16 protein-coding genes and 1 tRNA gene are annotated in these 17,442 nt (G+C 64.6%); 6 read left to right on the top strand and 11 right to left on the bottom strand.

The genetic code is table 11. The features are described from left to right. Positions 1 to 229: 229 nt before the first annotated feature. The 3 genes from BM193_RS17560 to BM193_RS17570 form a co-directional block, all read right to left on the bottom strand. Positions 230 to 1,381 (bottom strand): response regulator, encoded by a 1,152-nt coding sequence (locus BM193_RS17560; RefSeq protein ID WP_092799203.1) that lies wholly within the window; start codon positions 1,379 to 1,381, stop codon positions 230 to 232. A gap of 31 nt (positions 1,382 to 1,412) precedes the next feature. Then, positions 1,413 to 4,469, bottom strand: coding sequence for a response regulator (locus BM193_RS17565; RefSeq protein WP_092798855.1), 3,057 nt, complete (start codon positions 4,467 to 4,469; stop codon positions 1,413 to 1,415). A gap of 96 nt (positions 4,470 to 4,565) precedes the next feature. After that, positions 4,566 to 4,769, bottom strand: a complete 204-nt coding sequence (locus BM193_RS17570; protein WP_092798857.1) for a cysteine-rich CWC family protein — start codon at positions 4,767 to 4,769, stop codon at positions 4,566 to 4,568. A 231-nt stretch (positions 4,770 to 5,000) separates the two neighbouring features. Between BM193_RS17570 and argB the strand changes: the two genes are divergently transcribed. Together argB and BM193_RS17580 are read left to right on the top strand one after the other, a co-directional pair. Then, positions 5,001 to 5,894 carry an acetylglutamate kinase gene (gene argB / locus BM193_RS17575; RefSeq protein ID WP_010393729.1) on the top strand — a complete coding sequence of 298 codons (894 nt, stop codon included), beginning with the start codon at positions 5,001 to 5,003 and terminating at the stop codon, positions 5,892 to 5,894. 65 nt (positions 5,895 to 5,959) lie between these two features. Further along, positions 5,960 to 6,034: transfer RNA gene (locus BM193_RS17580), tRNA-Thr, on the top strand. A gap of 143 nt (positions 6,035 to 6,177) precedes the next feature. On the opposite strand, the gene BM193_RS17585 is transcribed toward BM193_RS17580, so the two are convergent. After that, positions 6,178 to 7,047 carry a TraB/GumN family protein gene (locus tag BM193_RS17585; protein WP_254786303.1) on the bottom strand — a complete coding sequence of 290 codons (870 nt, stop codon included), beginning with the start codon at positions 7,045 to 7,047 and terminating at the stop codon, positions 6,178 to 6,180. Between the two features lie 84 nt (positions 7,048 to 7,131). Here BM193_RS17585 and BM193_RS17590 point away from each other — a divergent pair, with 84 nt between their 5' ends. The 3 genes from BM193_RS17590 to pabB all read left to right on the top strand — a co-directional run bounded on the left by BM193_RS17590 (position 7,132) and on the right by pabB (position 10,405). After that, the gene (locus BM193_RS17590) at positions 7,132 to 7,866 is read left to right on the top strand and encodes a pyrimidine 5'-nucleotidase (RefSeq protein ID WP_092798861.1); all 735 of its coding nucleotides are present in this window, start codon (positions 7,132 to 7,134) and stop codon (positions 7,864 to 7,866) included. A 103-nt stretch (positions 7,867 to 7,969) separates the two neighbouring features. Next, positions 7,970 to 8,545 (top strand): nucleoid occlusion factor SlmA, encoded by a 576-nt coding sequence (gene slmA, locus BM193_RS17595; protein ID WP_092798863.1) that lies wholly within the window; start codon positions 7,970 to 7,972, stop codon positions 8,543 to 8,545. Positions 8,546 to 8,566: 21 nt separating this feature from the next. After that, a complete protein-coding gene (pabB, locus tag BM193_RS17600; protein ID WP_092798865.1) occupies positions 8,567 to 10,405 on the top strand; it encodes an aminodeoxychorismate synthase component I in 1,839 nt (612 codons plus the stop codon). Here the strand turns inward: pabB and BM193_RS17605 are convergent. Together BM193_RS17605 and BM193_RS17610 are read right to left on the bottom strand one after the other, a co-directional pair. Beyond that, positions 10,402 to 10,761 (bottom strand): DUF1428 domain-containing protein, encoded by a 360-nt coding sequence (locus BM193_RS17605; protein ID WP_092798867.1) that lies wholly within the window; start codon positions 10,759 to 10,761, stop codon positions 10,402 to 10,404. The genes pabB and BM193_RS17605 overlap by 4 nt on opposite strands. A gap of 126 nt (positions 10,762 to 10,887) precedes the next feature. Next, positions 10,888 to 11,484, bottom strand: coding sequence for a glutathione peroxidase (locus tag BM193_RS17610; protein WP_092799205.1), 597 nt, complete (start codon positions 11,482 to 11,484; stop codon positions 10,888 to 10,890). 182 nt (positions 11,485 to 11,666) lie between these two features. Here BM193_RS17610 and BM193_RS17615 point away from each other — a divergent pair, with 182 nt between their 5' ends. Next, positions 11,667 to 12,803 carry an extracellular catalytic domain type 2 short-chain-length polyhydroxyalkanoate depolymerase gene (locus BM193_RS17615; protein WP_092798869.1) on the top strand — a complete coding sequence of 379 codons (1,137 nt, stop codon included), beginning with the start codon at positions 11,667 to 11,669 and terminating at the stop codon, positions 12,801 to 12,803. A 102-nt stretch (positions 12,804 to 12,905) separates the two neighbouring features. Here BM193_RS17615 and gabD read toward each other — a convergent pair whose 3' ends face one another. From gabD to BM193_RS17640, 5 genes are all read right to left on the bottom strand, one after another. After that, positions 12,906 to 14,360 (bottom strand): NADP-dependent succinate-semialdehyde dehydrogenase, encoded by a 1,455-nt coding sequence (gabD, locus tag BM193_RS17620; protein WP_092798871.1) that lies wholly within the window; start codon positions 14,358 to 14,360, stop codon positions 12,906 to 12,908. A 91-nt stretch (positions 14,361 to 14,451) separates the two neighbouring features. Beyond that, positions 14,452 to 15,294: a PPK2 family polyphosphate kinase gene (locus BM193_RS17625; RefSeq protein ID WP_092798873.1), complete on the bottom strand. Its 843-nt coding sequence runs from the start codon at positions 15,292 to 15,294 to the stop codon at positions 14,452 to 14,454. Beyond that, the gene (locus tag BM193_RS17630) at positions 15,291 to 15,713 is read right to left on the bottom strand and encodes a CoA-binding protein (RefSeq protein WP_092798875.1); all 423 of its coding nucleotides are present in this window, start codon (positions 15,711 to 15,713) and stop codon (positions 15,291 to 15,293) included. The genes BM193_RS17625 and BM193_RS17630 overlap by 4 nt, the downstream gene beginning before the upstream one ends. A gap of 172 nt (positions 15,714 to 15,885) precedes the next feature. Next, the gene (locus BM193_RS17635; RefSeq protein WP_092798877.1) at positions 15,886 to 16,527 is read right to left on the bottom strand and encodes a bifunctional 2-keto-4-hydroxyglutarate aldolase/2-keto-3-deoxy-6-phosphogluconate aldolase; all 642 of its coding nucleotides are present in this window, start codon (positions 16,525 to 16,527) and stop codon (positions 15,886 to 15,888) included. 13 nt (positions 16,528 to 16,540) lie between these two features. Further along, positions 16,541 to 17,434, bottom strand: coding sequence for an SMP-30/gluconolactonase/LRE family protein (locus BM193_RS17640; protein WP_092799207.1), 894 nt, complete (start codon positions 17,432 to 17,434; stop codon positions 16,541 to 16,543). Between the last annotated feature and the right edge of the window lie 8 nt (positions 17,435 to 17,442).

Below are 17,442 nucleotides of genomic sequence, written 5' to 3' on the forward strand. Positions count from 1 at the left end.
AGACCGTCAGCTGACCACTTTTTTCGCTTGCGGCTCGCTTGGCGCCAGCCAGGCCTGCCCGGGCGACAACGACAGTGCCAGTGATACGGGCGGCAAAGGCCAGGACGCCAGCCGCCGGATGCAAAAACGGCTGCGCTTCGTCGAGACCGTCAGCTGACCACTTTTTTCGCTTGCGGCTCGCTCGGCGCCAGCCGCCGGACGCAAAAACGGCTGCGCTTCTTCAAGACCGTCAGCTGATGTTTGCGGCGAACGGCGCGATCTGCCGCTGCTTGTCGGCGATTTCGCACACGCCGTCGGCGTAGCGGTTCGAGATGGCGACGAACTGGTCCTGGATCTCCAGAAAGGCGTCGACGATCTCGGCGTCGAAGTGCGTGCCGCGCCCTTCGCTGATGATCTGCACGGCCTGCGCGTGGCCCATGCCCTGCTTGTAGATGCGCCGGCTGATCAGGGCGTCGTACACGTCGGCCAGCGCCATCAGGCGCGCGGAGATCGGGATCGCCTCGCCGGCCAGGCCTTGCGGATAGCCCGTGCCATCCCATTTTTCATGGTGGCTGTAGGCGATCTCCTTGGCATATTTCAGGAAATCGACTTCGATGCCCAGCTCGTGCTCGGCTGCCAGGATGGCGTCGCGCCCCAGGGTAGTATGCGTTTTCATGATGGCCATTTCATGCGGCTCGAAACGGCCCGGCTTGAGCAGGATATGGTCGGGAATGCCCACCTTGCCGATGTCGTGCAGTGGCGCCGTCTTGAACAGCAGTTCGATATTCTTGTCCGTCAAAAAAGCGCGGAAGCGGGGCAGGTGGCGCACTTTTTCCGCCAGCGCCTTCAGGTAATGCGAGGTGCGGCGGATATGGTTGCCCGTCTCGCTGTCGCGCGTCTCGGCCAGCGACGCCATGGCGTGGATGGTGACGTCCTGCAGCGCCTTGACCTCCTGCACGCGGCGCTCCACCTCCGTTTCCAGATACTGGTTCTGGTCGCGCAAAAAATCCTGCATCTGTTTCATCGCCAGCTGCGTCTTGATGCGCGCCAGCACGATGGGCGCGGAAATCGGCTTGGTGATGTAATCGACGGCGCCCAGCGCCAGGCCCAGCTGCTCGTCCGCCACTTCGCTCATGGCCGTGACAAAAATCACGGGAATGCCGGCCGTGGCGGGACTGGCCTTCAGCGCGCGGCAGACGTCGTAGCCGCTCATGCCCGGCATCATGATGTCGAGCAGGATCAGGTCGGGCTGGTCGCCGCCGGCGGCGATCTTCAGGGCGCGCTCGCCATTGACGGCGATCTTGGTGCGGTACTCGTCTTCCAGCACGGCGCGCAGCAGGTCGATATTGTCCGGCGTATCGTCGACCACCAGAATGGTTGGCTTGCTTGCCGGCGCTCTCATGCCCATCTCTCGCTCCGCATAGTTATCCTTGTCACAGTGTCAGTTCCAGCGCGTCGGCCACTTCGCCCAGCTGCGCCAGCGCGCCTTCGAAATCGTATTGCCCCAGCATGCGCTTCAACTGGCGCGCGTGTTCGGCCTGCCCCGCCGCCACCAGCACGGGCCCGATGCAGTCCAGGTGCTTGACGGCCTGGGCATCGTCCTGCTGCAGCAGCAGCGACAGTTCGCGCAAGCCCGCCTCCAGCTGCGCCCTGTCCACCGGCGCCACCGGCAGCGCCACGCCGCCACCCGCCTCCGCCACGCCGGCGCGCGACTGCATCGCCAGCACGATCTTCGGCACCAGTTCGTCGAGCGCCTGGCTGCACGCAGCCAGCGCCTGCGACAAGCCGTCGTGCGAGCCCAGGCTGAGCAGATGCTCGACCCGCGCGGCGCTGTCGGCCAATCCACCGGCGCCGATATTGCCCGCCAGGCCCTTCAAGGTATGCGCTTCGCGGATGGCCGTGTCCAGCTGGTTGTTGTCGATGGCGCTGGCGATGCGCAGCATGGCATCGAACTGGGTTTCCACGAAACGCTCCAGCAATTTTCGCATCAAAGCGGCATTCCCGCCCACGCGCCGCATGGCTTCCGTCATTTTCAGGCCGGCGACCAGCGGCAGTTCCACCTCCGGCTGCGCCTCCATTACGCGCGATGCCTGTGGCGCAGCCGGATTGATCCAGCGCGCCAGGGTGCCGAACAGCTGCGCCACGTCGATCGGCTTGGCGATGAAATCGTTCATGCCCGCATCCAGGCATTTCTCCTTGTCGCCCACCATGGCGTTGGCCGTCATGGCGATCACGGGCAGATTCGAAAAGCGCGGGTCCTGGCGCAGTTTGCGCGTCGCCTGGTAGCCATCCATCACCGGCATCTGGCAATCCATCAGCACGCCGTCGTAGGCGTTTTCCGCGATTTTCGCCAGCGCGATGGCGCCATTGCCGGCGATGTCCACACGGATGCCCGCATCATGGAGAATATGCTGCGCCACTTCCTGATTGACTTCGTTGTCTTCGACCAGCAGCAGCCAGGCGCCGCGCAAGGCACGCTCGTCGTCGCGGTAGCTGCTCTGGCGCTGAATCTTGCGGCTCTGGCCCGTGACGCCGCCAAACACGAACGCAATCTGATCGAGCAGGGTCGAGGCGCTGACCGGCTTGCTCAACACGCCATCGAGCGGCAACTCGCGCTGGCGCGCCGCTTCCAGCAGCGCCTCGCGGTGAAAGGCGGTGACCATGATGCAGGCCGGTATCGCATCGATGCCGGCGCCATCGGCGCGGATGGCGGCGAGGGTATCGAGGCCATTCATGTCCGGCATTTTCCAGTCCATCAGCAGCAATCCATACGGGCGCCCTTCGGCGCGCGCCTGCGCCACGGCGCCAATGGCCAGCCCGCCGCTGTACACGGCGCGTGCCTCGAAGCCCAGCGCCGTCAGCATATTGACGAAGATCTCGCGCGCGCTGGGGTTGTCATCCACCACCAGCACGCGCAGCCCGGCGAACTGCTGCTGGTGCTGCAGCTGCGGCAGGCCGTCGCGCGGCACGGCGGCCAGGCCGAAGCGGGCCGTAAAGAAGAAGGTGCTGCCCACGCCCGCTTCGCTTTCCAGGTCGATCTCGCCCTCCATCATTTCCACCAGGCGCTTGCTGATGGTCAGTCCCAGCCCCGTTCCGCCATGGTGGCGCGTGGTGGAGGTATCGGCCTGCGTGAACGCCTGGAACAATTTGCTGCGCTGGGCCGGTGTCAGGCCGATGCCCGTGTCGCGCACCGCGACGCGCAGGACGGCCGCATGCGCTTCGCGCTGCCGCAGGCGGATGGTGACGACGATCTCGCCCTTCTCGGTAAATTTGATGGCGTTGTTGGTGAGATTGATCAGCACCTGCCCCAGGCGCAGCGGGTCGCCCTGCAGCGCGTTGGGCACGTCCGGCGCGACGTCGAACAGCAGTTCCAGTCCCTTGTCCTGCGCCCGCATCACGGACAGGTCGGCGATCTGCGCCAGCACATCCTCAAGGAAGAAATCGACCTTTTCAAAGGCCATCTTGCCCGCCTCGATCTTCGAGAAATCGAGGATGTCGTCGATGATGGCCAGCAGGTTCTTCGATGCCGACTCCACCTTCTCCAGGTAGTTGCGCTGGGTTGGCGTCAGCTCCGTCTGCAGCGCCAGGTGGGTCATGCCGATGATGCCGTTCATGGGCGTGCGGATCTCGTGCGACATATTGGCCAGGAAATCAGACTTCATCTTGGTCGCATCCTCGGCCACTTCGACGGCGTGGCGCAGGTCCTGTTCGACGGCCAGGCTGGTGCTCATGTTTTTCAGCGCCTGCATCAATTCGCCCGTCTCGTCGCGCGACGTGACTTCGATGGCGGAACTGAAGTCGCCGTTGGCCACGCGCGTGGCGATCGCCACCGCTTCACCCAGGGGCCGCGTGATCGAGCGCGCCGACCAGGCAAAGGCCAGGCCCACCAGCAGCGCCGCCAGGCCGATGCCGCCCATCAGGGTCAGCGAGGTATCGATGTCATTGCGTATGCGGTCCGCGCTGTCGCGGATCTGCTGCTGCTGCAGGTCATCGAGCTGGCCCACGTACAGCAGCACCTTTTCCAGCACGGGCAAGGTTCGCGTCTGCATGGCCTGCTCCGCGCCCGCATCATCGCCCTGCGCGAGCAGCGCGAACAGCGTCTGCAGCGACGCGTAATAGTCGGCGCGGGCACCGTGCATCTGTTCCAGCAGGCGCCGCTCCTCGGCACGCGCCTTCAGGCCGTCGAGGACGCGTACCTGGTCGTCGATGCCCTGCTTGATCGCTTCCAGGCGCTCCTGGTTCGCCCGGCGCAGCGCCAGCTTGTGCTGCTCGGGCAGGCTGGCGATGCGCGTGGCCGCCTCGCGGGCCAGCCCATGGATCTTGCTGGTGGCCTTGGCGGCGACCCAGTCGCGCTGCAGGATATTGTCCGTCTCGGCGCGGATGGCATAGATGCGACTGCCAGACAGGACGATGACGACCAGCATCAGCACGATCAGCATGGCGTAGCCCGCGTTGATGCGCACGCCGATCCGGATATCCCTGAAACGCATGACAGTTTCCTATAAGAAATTCTTAAAAACGGCAGTCTGACCGTATTCCCCTACAAAATGCAAGGTCTTTTGCAAAGGAATGGCACGCCGACAGGCTTATTTGGCCGCTGTTGGCGCCGCGACAGGGGGTGTCAAGCTGGCGATGTGGGCTTGCAGGCAGGCCGGGCACCAGCAGCCCGCGGCAACGTTGCCGGGCATGGGAACGGCCGGCGGCAGGGCCACGCACCAGCATGGCTCACTGGCGTTCGGCTCAAGCTGGCCGCACTGGAAGGTGGCGCCGCAACGGCTGCACTGGCTCATGGCTGTAAGTGAATTGGCAAGTATGTGACGCGCTGCATGAATGCACGACGCACATGTAACTGGCGGTAAAAGGGCTGGCTGGCGGACATATCGGGCCAGACTATAGGATCATCAGGGAAAATACAACAAGATCGCCCTATAATGCCTCCAGGATTTTCTTCTTCCCTGTAAAATCGCACAAATCTATTTTCCGGACTCGCCATGAATCAACTAGCTAACTTGAACCTGGACATGAATGACGACTTGACGGCGGTGTCGCCGCAAATCAAGGCGCAGATTCTGGCCGAGGCCCTGCCCTACATCCGTAATTTCCACGGCAAGACCATCGTCATCAAATACGGTGGCAATGCCATGACGGACGAGCGCCTGAAGCACGGCTTCGCGCGCGACGTCATCCTGCTCAAGCTGGTCGGCATGAACCCGGTCGTGGTCCACGGCGGCGGACCGCAAATCGACAACGCGCTGAAAAAAATCGGCAAGCAAGGCACCTTCGTGCAAGGCATGCGCATCACCGACGAAGAAACCATGGAAGTGGTGGAGTGGGTGCTGGGCGGCGAAGTGCAGCAGGATATCGTCATGCTGATCAACCATTACGGCGGCCAGGCCGTGGGCCTGACGGGCAAGGATGGCGGCTTGATCCGCGCGCGCAAGATGCAGATGCCGGACCGCGAGCATCCGGGCGAATTCCTCGACATCGGTTTCGTCGGCGAGATCGACGCGATCAACCCGGCCGTCGTCAAGGCGCTGCAGGACGACGCCTTCATTCCCATCATTTCGCCGATCGGTTTCGGCCAGGATGGCCAGGCCTACAACATCAACGCCGACGTCGTGGCGGGCAAGATCGCGGAAATCCTGAAGGCGGAAAAGCTGATCATGATGACCAACATCGCCGGCGTCCAGGACAAGCAGGGCAACCTGGTGACCGACCTGTCGGCACGCGAAATCGACGAGATGTTCGCCGATGGCACGATCTCGGGCGGCATGCTGCCGAAGATCTCGTCCGCGCTCGACGCCGCCAAGTCCGGCGTGAACACGGTGCACATCATCGATGGCCGCATCGAACACTCATTATTGCTGGAAGTGTTGACCGAGCAAGCTTTTGGTACTATGATCCGTTCGCACTAAAAAAATCGCAATGCATCACAGCGAGTAGTCTGGCGGCGCAGATCACCTGGCGCCGCTTTTAATTTGCCCTTGTAGCTCAGTGGTAGAGCACTCCCTTGGTAAGGGAGAGGCCACGTGTTCGATCCACGTCAAGGGCACCAGTATCCTTTCCCCGCAGCTGTCAAAATGTCCATGGCGGCGTTGTCCTTCCTCGCCGTACTTGCGTACTGTCTTCGTCAGTCCGCCTTGCCCTGAACATTTTTCCATCTGCTCGGCTATCCGTCGCCCGCATCTCCTCCGCGTTTCAATACACCCGCTCGACCTTCAAGCCCTTCTGACGCAATAAATCCGGCACGCTTTTCGTTCCCACCAGGTGCAGCACGCCGATGGCGGCCAGGCTGGACTTTTCGCGCGCCAGCAGTTGGGCGATGCCGTCGGCCAGGGCCGGGTTGCGGCCGTCCAGCAATACCTTTTGCACGAACTGCGCGGCGAACGAGGGGTCTGTCGCCGCCTTGGCGGCCAGCCTGTCGAAGGCGGCCGCGTCGGCCGTGCGCCAGGCGTCGGCGATCTCGCGCGCTTCCTGGCTTTGCTCCTGGTCCTCGATCGAGGCCACGCCGTCTTCCAGGAAGCGGCATTGGTCGGCCGGCGTCATGGCGCCGAACAGCGCCATCTGGCTTTCCATCGATTCGAGTTCCACCACGGGGATCTTGCGCGCCCTGGCCTGCTGCGACAGATAATTGTCCACCGCCAGGTCCGAGCGGTAGCCGAGGGTGGAGAATTCGCCGATGGCCAGCACGCTGGCCAGCATCCACGGCTTCATCGGCGCCACGGCTTCCGGCGCGATGCCGTATTTTTGCAACAGCGGCGCCAGGCGCGGCGCCAAGGCCTGGCGGCAGTCGGCGGGCGCCTTGCTGCCCGGCGCCTCCATGCCATATTTCAGCACGGCGCTGATGGCGGTGCGCGGATCGGCGCCAGGATCGATCTCCAGCGCCAGCGCGCCGGCGCCTGCCAATGCCTGCGCCACCGTCGGCTCGAGCGGATAGAAGTCGGGCGCGCCGACATGGATGGTGCCGAACAAATACAGGGTATGACTGGCGTCCTGCACCTTGAACAGCGCACCGCGGTTTTGCGCCACGGGCGGCGCTTCGGCGCGGGCCGCCTGCAACGGCAGCAAGAATAATCCGCAAAACATCACTATAATCTGGCGTCGCATGGTTTTCCTGATTGTTGAATTTTTCATCTTTGCTTAAAGACTCCTGTGCCTGTGTCCCATCTTAACCGCTCGTCGCCGGTCTGGCTGTTTGACCTCGACAACACGCTGCACAATGCCTCGCACGCCATCTTCCCCACCATCACGGCCAATATGAATACCTATATTGCCCGCGTGCTGGGCGACGGCGTGACGCCGGCCGACGACGCCATCGTCAATGCGGCGCGCGCGGCCTACTGGCGCCGCTATGGCGCCACCTTGCTGGGCATGGTCAAGCACCATCAGGTGCAGGCCGCGCATTTTCTGCACGAGACGCACGCGTTCGACGATTTGCGCGCCATGATACGCGCCGAGCGGGGACTGGGGGCTTTACTCAAGCGCCTGCCTGGCCGTAAAATTTTACTCACCAACGCGCCGCTGCGCTATTCGAGCGACGTGATGCGCCACCTGGGACTGCGCCAGCACTTTTCACACCACATCGCGATCGAGGCGATGCGGGTGCACCGCCAGCTGCGGCCCAAGCCATCGACACTGATGCTGCGCAAACTGATGCGCAAGCATCGCATCCGGCCCGGCCGCTGCATCCTGGTGGAAGATACCCTGGCCAACCTGAAGGGCGCAAAAAAGCTGGGGTTGCGCACGGCCTGGGTCACGCAATACCTGAAAATGGCCGATCCGATCGGCGTGGCAAAACTGCCCAAGGCGTTAAATCGCCCCGCTTACGTCGATGTCAAAGTAAAATCTGTCCGGCATTTGGCACGCCGCCTTCACCGCCTGCGTTGAAGGGGAACTCTTGGGCCTCCGCTTGACAGCGGAAGCCGCACCGCTAGCGGCGGTGACGGAATTCTCCATCAAGGCAGCATTTTTTTTAACGACAAGAGAAAATATGGCAAGCACACCGCCGGGCCAACGCAGGCTACAAATTCTTCAGGCCCTCGCCGCAATGCTGGAGCAGCCGAAAGGCGAAAAGATCACCACCGCCGCACTGGCCGCCAGACTGGCCGTCTCGGAAGCGGCCCTGTACCGCCATTTCGCCAGCAAGGCGCAAATGTTCGAAGGGCTGATCGAATTCATCGAGTCGAGCGTTTTCGGCCTGATCAACCAGATCGCGGACAAGCACAGCGACGGCATGACGCAGACGCGCGACATCATCGGCATGCTGCTCAATTTCGCCATCAGCAATCCGGGCATGACGCGCGTGCTGATCGGCGACGCGCTGGTCAACGAGGACGAGCGCCTGCAGGTGCGCATGAACCAGTTCTACGACCGCGTGGAGCTGGCCCTCAAGCAGGCCTTGCGCGTGGCCGCGGCCGAAGGCCACGGCAAGGAAAGCGAAGTGGCGGCGCGCGCCACCCTGATCGTCAGCTTCGTCATCGGACGCTGGCACCGCTACGCCAAGAGCGGCTTCAAGATCAATCCGTCCCAGGAAGCGGCGCTGCAAATCGCCATGCTGCTGGGATAAGTCACCGCCGTCGTTGTTCCCATGCCTACCGACTGTTTCGCCCTGCTCGACGATGCCAGCTCCCCCGGCGCCGGTTCGCGCCTGTACACGGGCCTGGCGGCGGTCTTGCAGTGCACCGACGGGCAGGCATGGCCCGCCTTGCTGGATGGGCTGCAAGACGCCTTACATCGCGGCCAGCATGCCGTCAGCGTGTGCAGCTACGAACTGGGCGCGCACCTGCTGGCCATGCCGCCGCGCGCGGCCAGCCCTGACGCGCCGCCGCTGGCGCAGGTGCTGGTCTTTGAGCACTGCACCCTGCTGTCGCAAGACGAGGTGGCGCAGTGGCTGGCCAAGCACGCGCCAGCGACCGCTGCCCCGGCCGGCGTGGCCGGCATCGAAGCGAATGTCGACCAGGCAGAATTTACGCGCGCGCTGCACCGCATCCACGACTACATCCTGGCTGGTGACACCTACCAGGTCAACTATACGTATCGGCTGCGCTTCGATGCCTTCGGCTCGCCCCTGGCCCTGTATGCGCGGCTGCGCGCACGCCAGCCCGTGCCGTATGGCGCGCTGGTGATGCTGCCCGATGGCGGCGCCCTGCTGTCGCTGTCGCCCGAACTGTTCGTGCGCCATGCGCAGGGCGAACTGACGGCGCGCCCCATGAAAGGCACGGCGCCGGCCGCCCCGCCTGAACAAACGGACGAAAACGCGCGCCGCGCCGCCGCCCTGGCCAGCGACCCTAAAAACCGCGCGGAAAACCTGATGATCGTCGACCTGCTGCGCAACGACATCGGCCGCATCGCCGTCACGGGCTCCGTCAAGGTACCGGCGCTGTTCCAGGTGACGCGCTACAGCAGCGTGCTGCAAATGACCTCCACCGTGCAGGCGCGCCTGCGCGACGATGCATCGCTGGCCGACATCTTCCACGCCCTGTATCCATGCGGGTCGATCACGGGCGCGCCAAAACGGCGCACCATGGAAATCATCGCCGAGCTGGAGCCGGCGCCACGCGGCATCTACACGGGCGCCATCGGCTGGTTCGATCCGCCGGCCGCCGGCGCTGCCCATCCTGTGGGCGACTTCTGCATGTCCGTGCCAATCCGCACCCTGGCCTTGCAGCCGCCAGGCGCGAACGGCACCCGGCGCGGCGAGATGGGCGTGGGCGCCGGCATCGTCCTCGACAGCGATCCGCACGATGAATTCGCGGAATGCCAGCTCAAGGCGCGCTTCCTGACGGGCCTGACAAACGACTTCGAACTGTTCGAGACCCTGCACGCCAGCCGTGCCGATGGCTGCCGCCAGCAGGAACGCCATTTGGCGCGCCTGGCCGCCTCCAGCGCCTACTTCGGTTTTGCCTGGGATGCGGACGCGGCCCGCGCGGCGCTATTGGCGGCATGCGCGGCACGCGCCGACGATGCGCCGTTCCGCCTGCGCCTGGCCCTGCGCCAGGATGGCCAGTTCAGCGTGCACAGCGGCGCCCTGAGCGCCTTGGCGGCCACCGTGCGCGTCATGCTGGCGGACGACGCCACCGTGGCGGACGACCTGTTCCTGCGCCACAAGAGCAGCGTGCGCACGCGCTACGATGCGGCCTGGCGCACGGCCGAGGCGCAGGGCGCCTTCGACATGCTGTTCTTTAACGAGCGGGGAGAATTGACGGAGGGCGGGCGCAGCAATGTCTTCGTGCGGCTCGATGGCCGCTGGCATACGCCGCCCCTGTCCTGCGGCCTGCTGCCCGGCGTGCAGCGCGCCGCCATGCTGGCCGATCCCGCCTGGAATGCACAGGAAACCATCATCACGCGCGCCATGCTGGCACGCGCCGAAGCCATCGTCGTGTGCAATGCGCTGCGCGGCGCGCTGCCGGCCGTGCTGATGACTTAAATATCTATCCGCATGTCATAGCCGCCATAGATCATGCGCTTGCCATCGAACGGCAATTTTGCCGGGTCCATCATGTCTGCCAGGCGCGGATCCTTCATGACCTTGTCGTTGATCTCGTCGCGCTTGGCGCGCGATTCATAGACGATCCAGGAAAACACCACCACTTCGCCATCCTGCAAGTCCACCGCCTGCGGGAACGAGGTCAGCTTGCCGGGCTTGACGTCGTCGCCCACGCATTCACGAAATTCCAGCGCGCCATATTCGCGCCAGACGGCGCCGCAACTGCGCGACATGGCCAGATAGTCATCGAGCTTGGCTTTCGGCACGGGCACCACAAATCCATCGACATACGCCATGATGATCTCCTTGATGGTTGTTTTGACAAATTTTCTGACAAACGCGAACCACCAGCTTAGGACAAGCATGGCAAGACGACAAGCACGGCATTAAAAAAAAAGCAGGCTTGCAAGCCTGCTTCTGTTTTACATCGCCAGCGCCTTTTCCACCGCGCCGACCAGTTTCTTGTCGTCCGGCGTCACCTTGCTGGGGAAGCTGTCCACGACCTTGCCGTGGCGGTCGATCAGGTATTTATGGAAATTCCAGGCCGGCGTCTTGCCCGTCTGCTTGATCAAGTCCACGTACAGCGGGTTCGGCGCAGGGCCGGACACCACCGATTTGGCGAACATGGGGAACTTCACGCCATAGGTGTTGTAGCAAAAATCGGCGATTTCCTTGCTGTTGCCCGGCTCCTGCTTGCCGAAATCGTTCGACGGGAAGCCCAGCACCACCAGGCCCTTGCTGCCGTACTTGGCGTACAGCGCTTCCAGCCCCTCGTATTGGTTGGTAAAACCACAGTAGCTGGCCGTATTGACCACCAGCACGACCTTGCCCGCGTACTGGCACAGGTTTTGCGGCGTCTCGTCCTGCAGGCGGTTGAAGGTCTGCTTCAGAATGGCGGGACAGGCCGCCGGCGTGGCGGCGGCAGCGGGGGCGGCTTCGGCGGCATGGGCCGGCACGGCCAGGCTGGCACTGGCGGCAAGGGTGGTCAGCGCGAACAGCTGGGCAAGAGTCTTGGACATGAAAGGCACCATGGTCGAAAAGGAAAAAAACCATTCTATGCCAAACGCCGCCAGCGCGTATGCGAACGACAACGACAGCGATTGCTTGAGCGACATCAAGGACGGTGCAGTACTTGCCCAGCGCACAGTTTTTTTACCTATGCTCGGCCTTCCTGCCCCTTTCCTTGTCCTGTGGAGTTGCCATGCCCTACCCGCACCTGACCGCATTCCCCGCCGCCCTGCTGGCCGCCAGCCTGCTGCTCCTGGCGCCAGCCGGCGCGCACGCCGCCACCACCGCCAAAGCCGCCAAGGCCGTCAAGCCCGCCGCGAGCCAGGACGCCCCCGCCCTGCCCGGCTACCAGGCCGACCTGAGCCAGACCACGGTTTCCGGCCTGTCCTCGGGCGGCTTCATGGCGGCGCAGTTTGCCGTCGCCTACTCGGCCACCGTCGCCGGCGCCGGCATCATCGCGGGCGGCCCGTATTTCTGCTCGGGCATGCCCGGCCGTTTCCCCTACATTCCCTACCTGACGAACGCGCTGACGACCTGCATGAACCCGGGCGAATCGCAGGTGGCGCCGCCCGTGGCCAGCGAATTGCTGCGCGCGGCGAACGACTTCGCGCGCGCCAACCTGATCGACGATACGGCCAACCTGAAACGCCAGCGCGTGTACCTGTTCAGCGGGATGAAAGACCGGACCGTGACGCGGCCCGTGGTGGAGCAGGTGAATCAGTTCTATCTGCTGGCGGGCACGCCGGCGGCGCAGATCCGCTTCGTCGACAATGTCGGCGCGGGCCACGCCATCCTGACGGACAGCAGCGCCGACAAGCCGTGCGCCGTGACGGAGTCGCCGTTCATCAACGACTGCGACTACACGCAGGCGCGCGACATCCTGCAGCACCTGTACCCGGACCTGCAGCCCTCGTCGACCACCCTGACGGGCAAGGTGATCGCCTTCAACCAGCGCAACTTCATCCAGGAAGCGTATTCCAGCATGAACAATACGGGCTACGCCTACGTCCCGAAAGCCTGCGACAGCGAGAGCTGCCGCGTGCACGTGGTGTTCCACGGCTGCCTGCAAACGACGCAGGCGATCGGCAACCGCTTCTACACCAGCACCGGCTACAACCAGGTGGCTGACGCCAACAAGATCATCGTGCTGTACCCGCAGGCCGAGCCGAGCCCCGTCTACCCCTACAACCCGAAAGGCTGCTGGGACTTCTGGGGCTACACCAGCGTCAACCCCATCGACCCGGATTTCTACCGCAAGAGCGGCACGCAGATGCAGGCGGTCAAGGGCATGCTGGACCGCCTGGGCTCGGCCCGCAACAGCCGTCGATAACGGCCGTCAAGGATGCTTGAGAAAATCGTGGCGGGCGGCCACGATTTCCAGCCCGCGAAGCGGCGCCGGAGCGCAGCTTCGCGGCAGGCTTACTCAGGCATCCTAGATACCGCCCATGCAGATGTACTTGATGACCAGGTAATCCTCGATACCGTAGGTCGAGCCCTCGCGGCCCAGGCCAGACTGCTTGACGCCGCCGAACGGTGCGATTTCATTCGAGATCAGGCCCGTGTTGACGCCGACCATGCCCGTTTCCAGGCCTTCGGCCACGCGCCAGATGCGGCCGATGTCGCGCGAATAGAAGTAGGCGGCCAGGCCGAATTCCGTGTTGTTGGCCAGGCCGATGACTTCCTCGTCCGTCTTGAAGCGGAACAGGGGCGCCAGCGGGCCGAAGGTTTCTTCGGTGGCCACGCGCATGTCGTTCGTCACGTCGGCGATGATGGTCGGCTCGAAGAAGCCATTGCCCAGCGCATGACGCTTGCCGCCGGCCAGCAGGCGCCCGCCCTTGCCCAGCGCGTCGGCCACGTGTTCCTCCACCTTGGCGACAGCCTTGTCATCGATCAGCGGGCCTTGCGTGACGCCCGCCTCGATGCCATTGCCGACCTTCAGCTTGGCCACGGCCGCCACCAGTTTCTCGGCGAACGCTTCATACACGCTGTCCTGCACGTACAGGCGGTTGGCGCAGACGCAGGTCTGGCCCGCGTTGCGGTATTTCGAGGCGATGGCGCCTTCCACGGCCGCATCCAGGTCGGCGTCGTCGAAGACGATGAACGGCGCATTGCCGCCCAGTTCCAGCGACAGCTTCTTGATCGTCGGCGCGCACTGCTCGGCCAGCAGGCGGCCCACTTGCGTGGACCCCGTAAACGTCAGCTTGCGCACGATGGGATTCGAGGTCATTTCACCGCCGATATCCTTCGGCGCGCCGGTGACGATGCTGAACACGCCCGCCGGCACGCCCGCGCGCTCGGCCAGCACGGCCAGCGCCAGCGCGGAGAACGGCGTCGCTTCGGCGGGTTTCAGGACCATCGGGCAGCCGGCGGCCAGGGCCGGGCCCACCTTGCGCGTGATCATGGCGGCCGGGAAATTCCACGGCGTGATGGCGGCGCACACGCCGATCGGCTCCTTGGTGATGACAAGGCGGCGGTCCGGCCATGGCGACTGCAGGGTGTCGCCCGAGACGCGCTTGCCTTCCTCGGCAAACCACTCGATGAACGAGGCGCCGAACTGCACTTCGCCCTTCGCTTCCGGCAGCGGCTTGCCCTGCTCGGTGGTCATGATCAGCGCCAGGTCGTCGGCGTTTTCCAGGATCAGGTCATGCCAGCGGCGCAGCACGGCCGCGCGCTCCTTGGCCGTCTTCTTGCGCCAGGCCGGCCAGGCCGCATTGGCCGCCTCGATGGCGCGGCGCGTCTCGGCCGCGCCCATCAGGGGCACCGTGCCGATATGCTCGCCCGTGGCGGGATTGCTCACATTAATCGTCTGGCCACCGTCCGCATCGACCCAGGCTCCATTCAGGTAAGCCTGGTGACGCAACAAGGTAGGATCTTTCAACTGCAGCATATGGATCTCCGGTCTGGTTTGAATTATCGACGGGAGATACTATGCCACAGCGCGGCCGATTTCGCAGGCGGGCAGCCGAATTGGCGTTGCTTTACTCGACCTTGAACGACGACAGCTTCGGGTCCGGCGGCGGATAGGCAAGCTTCATGCCCTGCAGGGTTTCCAGCAGCAGGGTCGCCACCACCAGGTTGCGCTGGGTCTTGGAATTGGACGGCACCACATACCACGGCGCGTGGTCGGCGTCCGTCTCGCGGATCGCCGTTTCATAGACGCGCTGGTAGCCGTCCCACTTCTTGCGCTGGGCGATATCGTTGGGATCGAACTTCCATTGGCGGTCGGGATCGTCGAGCCGTTCCTGCAGCCGTCCCCGCTGCTCATCCTTGGAAATATGCAGAAAGATTTTCAGGATGACGGTGCCCGTCTCGCTCAGCATGCGCTCGAAATCGCGGATCTGCGCGTAGCGGCGCTGGCATTCGGGCTTGTCGATCATGTCCTGCACGCGCGTGATCAGCACATCCTCGTAATGGCTGCGGTTGAAGATGGCGATCTCGCCCTTCACGGGCACGTGCTGGTGCACGCGCCACAGGTAATCGTGCGCCAGCTCGATATCCGTCGGCCCCTTGAACGCCACGGCGCGGATGCCCATCGGGTTGATATTGCTGAAGATGGCCTTGACGGTGCCGTCCTTGCCCGAGGTATCCATGCCCTGCAGGACCAGCAGCACCTTCTTCTTGCGCTGCGCGTACAGCATGCTCTGGCACTCGGCGATCTGCGCCGTCAATGCCACGGTTTCCTCGCGGTCCAGCGCCTTGCACTGGGCCGCCGTCAGCTTCTTGTTGGCCGCCTTGGTGGCGGCGCCCAGCAGGCGCTTGCCGGCGAAGTCCTCGTCCAGCGCATAGCCCTTGCCGGCGCGAAATTGGGTGCGCGCCTTCATGCCGCCACCGCCAGCTTGCGGTGCTCGATTTTCGTGCAGTGGTCCATCACCACGTCCAGACCCGCCGCGCGCGCCAGCTGCGCCGCCGCCTCGTTGACGACGTCGAGCTGCAGCCACAAACAGCCGGCCTTGACGGCGATGGCTTCCTCGGCGATGGGCAGGATATCCTCGGACTTGCGGAAGCAATCGACGATGTCGATGCGCGCCGGCGCCACGGCAGCCGCCGCCTGCGTCAGGGTGGCGTGGGCGCGCTGGCCCAGCACTTCCTTGCCGGCGAGGGCGGGATTGACAGGCAGCACGCGGTAGCCATGCCGCAGCAGGTAATCGGCCACCTCGTGGCTGGCGCGTTCCGGCTTGTCGGACATGCCGACGATGGCGATGATGCGGCTGTCTTGCAGGATGCGGGCGATGTTGGACATATTCTGGTCTATGAGGCGTGCGACATTGCCCGCCTAGCGTAGCAGAAAAAACCTGTTGCGCGGCGCGATTTGCGGCCTCCGATGCTCACTGCCTTGGCGGCCCCGTGCTTCGCACAGCTCCGCTTCTCAGCCACAACTCACATCCGCTCGCTACGGTTTTCTCAGCAGGACGTTACTGAGAACGCACGGCCGCCATCTGCGCCACGAAGGCCTGCGCACGCGCCGTCACGGCGGCGTAATCTCCCGTGGCGCCGGGGCCACTCAGGCTGCCGCCGATGCCCACGGCCACGGCGCCGCTGGCGAACCACTCACCCAGGTTTTCCACCGTCACGCCGCCCGTCGGCATCAAGGGCGCCTGCGGCAGTGGCGCGCGCAGGGCCTTGATGTAGGCGGGGCCGAACATCTCGGCGGGGAAGACCTTGACGATGTCGGCGCCCGCCTGCAGGGCCGTGACGATTTCCGTCGGCGTCATTGCGCCCGGCATGGCCAGCACCTGGTAGCGCTGGCACAGCGCGATGGTCTCCACGTTGACGCCGGGCGAAATGATGAACTGGGCGCCGGCCAGGATGGCGGCGCGCGCCGTCTCGGCATCGAGCACCGTGCCCGCGCCCAGCAGCACCTCGTCGCCATGGCGTTGGCGCAGGGCGCGCAGCACGCCCAGGGTATCGGGCGTGGTGAACGCCACTTCCAGCGCCGTGACGCCGCCGGCGATGCACGCCTCGGCGAGCAGCAAGGCCGCGTCGGGCGAACCGGCGCGCACGATGCCCACCATGCCCCGTTCGAGGATGCCATTGAAAACCATGTGCTTTTGCATCTGCTCTCTCCTGTCAGGCCGGCAGGGCGCCGAAACGCACTTCCGGCAAGCCGCGCACGCCCGGCTGGCGCGCATGGAACAAGCCGCCGGCCAAAGGTTCGGCCGCCAGCTGCGCCGGCGCCAGGCTTTCCTGCGCCGTGGTGATGAACAATTCGTCAAAGGCGCCGCCACCGAGGCTCACGCAGCTGGGCTGCGACACGGGCAGCGTCACCGCGCGCTCGACGCTGCCATCGGGCGCGAAGCGCAGCACCTTGCCGGCGCCCCACTGCGCGCTCCACAGGTGGTCATCCGCATCGATGGTGGCGCCATCGGCCGCGCCGGGACCCGCATCGAGCACGGCGAACACGCGCACCTTGCTGGCGTCGCCGCCCAGATAGTCGTCCCAGCGGTAGATGGCCTTCTTCATCGAGTCGCAAAAATACATGGCCGTGCCATCGACGCTGAAGCAGATGCTGTTCGAGATGGCGATGGCCGGCAGCGGCAGGCGCTCCAGGGTCAGATCCAGGTTGAGGCGGTAAAAGCCGGCGATGGCGTCGCGGCACGGACGCTCATCGAGCGTGCCGAAGACAAAGCGTCCCTGGCGGTCGCAGCGGCCATCGTTCAGGCGCGTCATGGGCAAGTCCCCCTCCACCGTGTGCAAGGGCGTGACGGTCCCGCTGCGCGCGTCAAACCACGCCAGGCGCGTGGCAAGGCCCAGCAGCAGGATGTCGTCGCTGTCCGTCTGCGCGAAACAGGCCAGGCGCTCGGGCATGTCCCACACCTGGCGCGCGCCGGTGGCCAGCGTCAGCGCATGCAGTTGGCAGCCTTCGATATTCGTCCAGAAAACCCGGCCGCTGCGTTCGCACCAGCGCACGCCCTCGCCCAGGAAGTTCTGCGCATCGACCAGTAATTGGGCCTGTGTCCCCATCATTGCTT

It is taken from the genome of Janthinobacterium sp. 344 (genome assembly GCF_900112025.1).
Lineage (GTDB): Bacteria > Pseudomonadota > Gammaproteobacteria > Burkholderiales > Burkholderiaceae_D > Janthinobacterium.